At 41.5% G+C, this 3,944-nt stretch carries 5 protein-coding genes; all 5 read right to left on the bottom strand.

The window, feature by feature from the left end; all coding sequences use genetic code 11:
* Positions 1-8 precede the first annotated feature (8 nt).
* The 5 genes from ACO4PX_RS09130 to ACO4PX_RS09110 all read right to left on the bottom strand — a co-directional run bounded on the left by ACO4PX_RS09130 (position 9) and on the right by ACO4PX_RS09110 (position 3,743).
* Positions 9-827, bottom strand: a complete 819-nt coding sequence (locus ACO4PX_RS09130; RefSeq protein WP_485572351.1) for a DUF4367 domain-containing protein — start codon at positions 825-827, stop codon at positions 9-11.
* Entirely contained in the window at positions 824-1,378 is a 555-nt protein-coding gene (locus tag ACO4PX_RS09125; protein WP_485572350.1) for an RNA polymerase sigma factor, read from the bottom strand. The genes ACO4PX_RS09130 and ACO4PX_RS09125 overlap by 4 nt, the downstream gene beginning before the upstream one ends.
* 18 nt (positions 1,379-1,396) lie before the next feature.
* Positions 1,397-2,305, bottom strand: coding sequence for a magnesium transporter CorA family protein (locus ACO4PX_RS09120; protein WP_485528363.1), 909 nt, complete (start codon positions 2,303-2,305; stop codon positions 1,397-1,399).
* 238 nt (positions 2,306-2,543) lie between these two features.
* Entirely contained in the window at positions 2,544-3,227 is a 684-nt protein-coding gene (locus ACO4PX_RS09115) for a class I SAM-dependent methyltransferase (RefSeq protein WP_485572349.1), read from the bottom strand.
* A gap of 33 nt (positions 3,228-3,260) precedes the next feature.
* Positions 3,261-3,743, bottom strand: coding sequence for a pyridoxamine 5'-phosphate oxidase family protein (locus ACO4PX_RS09110; protein WP_485572348.1), 483 nt, complete (start codon positions 3,741-3,743; stop codon positions 3,261-3,263).
* Between the last annotated feature and the right edge of the window lie 201 nt (positions 3,744-3,944).

Genomic DNA, 3,944 nt, shown 5'->3' with positions numbered 1-3,944 from the left:
CGAATCTCTTACTCCACCGCCTTTACAATTTCCAAAATCTCCTCTTCCGTCATAGGATTCTCCTGTGCTTTTACCGCATAGCTGAAGCCATTTTCTTCCCATAATGCTAAAGAGCATGTTCCGGCTTCACCCTTTAACTTGACTTTCCTTCCTTCGAAATCTACTTCTCGGATGTCCGGATACTCCGTAAAATCTCCACTGATATCCCCTTCAGCTCTTGCTTTTCGGATGGAGTATCCTACTGCAAAGGGCTCTTCCTTAGAATAAGCCACTTCAATCATATCCTCTCCGATTACGCTGATGGTTTTTTCGGTATAAGGAGCTTTTCCCTCCGGAATACTCATGGTAAAACCGGTAAGCTCTGTAGCCTGCTGCATTGACTCAACTTCTTCTACGCTCCGTCCCTTGGCGGTTATACCGGCAGAGTTTTCTTTCAGCTCTCCATTCTCCGCTGCAAATTCTTCCGCTTTATCCTGTGCTCCACCGGAGTTCTCCCCTTGTGCTCCCTCCAGCATTACAGAGCTTGGTTTGGCTGCTCTGGGAGCAAAAAACATGAATACTCCGATATAGCAAACAAAGCAGGCAGCGGCTATGGAAGCAGTAAATCCTAAAACCCGAGGAAGGGTAATAAATTTCCTCTTCTTAGCTTCCTGCATTTTGATAATCTTTTTTTCTTTTTCTATGCTTTCTTTTTCTACGCTATCTTCTTGCCTTTCTCTTACCGGGTCCTGTTCATCCTTCTTTTGGTAAAATGCCTCCGCTTCCAGAATATATTGGTCACTTACCTCTGTCATTCCCCGAAGCAGTCGCTTGCTGTCCTCTTTCATAAACGATATCCCTCCTGCTCTAAGAAAAGCTTAAGCTGCTCCCGTGTGCGGCTTAAACTCATTTTCACCTTACTAAGACCGAAGCCGGATTCCTCCGCAATTTCCGATACGGAATCCATAAACCAATATCTTCTCATAAAAATATTTCTGCTCTCCGGCTTCAATGTATGCAAAAAAGAGTCCATTAGTTCCGACAGCTCATTACCCTCTCCCGGAATCGGTGCTTTATCCGGAAGGACTTCCGACAGCTCTTCCAGCACCACAGGAACTTCTCCTCCCCCACGCTTTTCCGCATGTAAACTGTCATAGCGGTCTAAAGAAAGATTCCGAACGATTTTCGACAAAAAAGCCGGCAGATTCTCCGGCTGTTTCGGTGGAATGGCATTCCAGGTTTTTAAGTAAGTGTCATTCTCACACTCCTCCGCATCCGCCATGATTTTTAAAATCCCATAGGAAATGGAAAGAAGCAATCGGCTGTATTTATTTTTGGTTTCTAAAATCGCAGTCTCCGCCCTTTGAAAATACAGAGCGATAATCTTTTGGTCTTCCATATCCCTAAATCCTTACCTTTATCTTCGTCTAATAATCCAGCGCATTACCCAGGTTAAAATCACCCAGACCAGAGCGCTGACAATGCATATCATAATCCATGCCCTTTGTTCATTCATAAACGGCAGGGGAACATTCATGCCGAAGAATCCGGTGATAACCGCCAACACACTGAGTAAAATTTCAAAAATGGTTAAGGTACTCAGGTTGTTATTTAAGTCATTATTCAAAACATTGTTGTAAGAATCTAAAAGCTGACGGGCAACAGTGGAAAGTAAATCCGTCATGGAAACCAGCTGTCTGGCCTCCACCATGGCATCATCGAAATGTGCCGACTCTTCTTCGTTGAAGCTACGATAAATGGCGTGGGCCTGGATATGTTCCAGCAAAAGACGATTTTGCGTTGCAGCAGATCGTAAATAAATCATGCCCACCTCCAAGTCGGAAAGAGCATAAAGATTTTTCTTCGTGGTTTTTTGCCGAAGCAAATGATTTATCTCATCCTTCTGCTTATCCAAGCGTTCAATAATCGGATAATAGGCATTGGAAATCATCTCCAGTGTTGCAAAAAGGAGTGTATAAATCGATAGATTCTCTTTTCCATCCACATAATCGCACATCTTCTGAATGATATACACATTGTCCTCATTACTAATGGTCACCAGTCGATTTTTTTGCACAATAAAAGTAAGAGGAACCGTCTCATAATATTCCTTATCCTTTTCCAGATCCAAAACACTGTAAATAAAGGTAACGGTTCCGTCCTCCCGATCATAATCCATGTGGGCATGCTCATTTTCATCCAAAGCATACTCCAGCGTTTTCGGATCAATATCATATTCCTCGTATACTTTGGAATGCTTTGTAATTTCATCCGAGTTAATATTAATCCATGTATTATCGTTGCTTAGCTTTTTTGTAACAAGCATATTTTCCCCTATTTCTACTCTAAAAATCAGGAATTCTATTTGTCCTTCTTCACGCTTTACGGCTTGCTTAATTTTTCCCGACTTTTCCTATCCGCTGTCTGGGATAAGACAAAAACATTTTTATACCTCCCTATTATACGCCAAAATCCACATCTTCTGTAGACAAAATTTCCGCCTTGCCTTAGCTCCCTTCTCCTATCAAGACGGAGAACAGAAAGGAAAGGTCACAATCATGAATTTATTTTTTTACACAGGAAAAGCAAGCCACCGTTTCAACCCTCTCCACGGAAAGCTCTGTGTAGCTTTCCATAAGCCGCTTTCTTAAACTTTCTTCCGTCTCAAAGGGTGGTGTAAACAGACCTTTTGGAACATAAATATGCTTGGCAAACCAGTCGGCTCTTTTTACGCCTCCTTCCACATAAAAACAACCGCAAAAAATCCCTCCCGGTTTCAATACACGAAATACCTCCTGATAAGCCGCTTCCTTGTCCGGAAAAACATGGAAACCGTTCATGGATAAAACGATATCAAAGCTTTCCGCCTGAAAAGGAAGAGCTCCCACATCTCCCTGTTGAAAATGAATATTCTCTATCCCCAGTAATGTCGCCCTCTCCTTTGCCGGCTCCATCATTTCCGGCGCATAGTCCATACAGACAATCTCTGCATTAGGAAGCCCCTTATATAAGGGAAGAGTCATGATTCCCGTACCCACAGGAATTTCCAAAAGCCTTCCGGAAAAGTCCTTAGGAATGAAGGATAAGACCTTATTCCGATAATAAAGATTTTTCTCCTTATCCATGTTCCATACTAAACGGCATAATAACTTTCCTGCAAAATTTCCATAGGTCATCATTCCGTCATAAAAGCCGGTATGATTGCCCACGGATTGATAGGCATTTTGAATTTCTTCCTTTCGACTCATCTTCTCCTCCTTCCATGGAAAATTAAAATGAACTTAAGATTCCTTCACCAGCTTTCCTGTCATCCTGTCAATCGTCATGCAAAGCATATTAACTCTTGCACCGGCCTTTTCAATTTCTTTCTCGATAGACTCCTTCGTCGGGTAGAATTTTTCCGCCAGTTTTCTGCATTGTTCTATCACCTTCTCCTGATTCTCTACAGCTTCCACCCTTCCAAGGCAAAGTACGGAACGAATATACCAAGGCCATTCTCCTTCTTTTTTAAATCCGGAGTCCATGATGTTGAAGCAAACCTTATTGTTTTTAGCTAGCAGATCCAATTTCAATCCTTCTTTCGCACCGTGAAAATAGAGCTTTCCGTCTTCCTCATCATAAAACTGGTTTAGGGGAATAGCGTAGGGATAATCATTTTCCCCATGAAAAGCCATGACTCCTCTGGGGGCTTCCCGTAAAACTTGAATACACTCTTCTTTAGAAATTTCCTGCTTAAACCGCCTCATTGTTTTAAATTCTTCCATTGTTTCTCCATTTCTCTCAAAACTCTTTTCTTAAACTTCACTTGTTCTTGCCTAATAAGAAAGCAAAGATTACTATAAGAACATTATACCGTAATTCATATAACTTGTTTTTATGAAAATGAAGAAATCTCTCTATTCTCTCCCACGAAAGACTAACTATTAATAGTCAAGCATAAGATTAAGATTTTTAGAATAAAATAC

Source organism: Oribacterium sp., from assembly GCF_057249185.1.
Note: the sequence above shows the minus strand (reverse complement) of the source record. Positions and strands in the feature narration are given on the sequence as shown.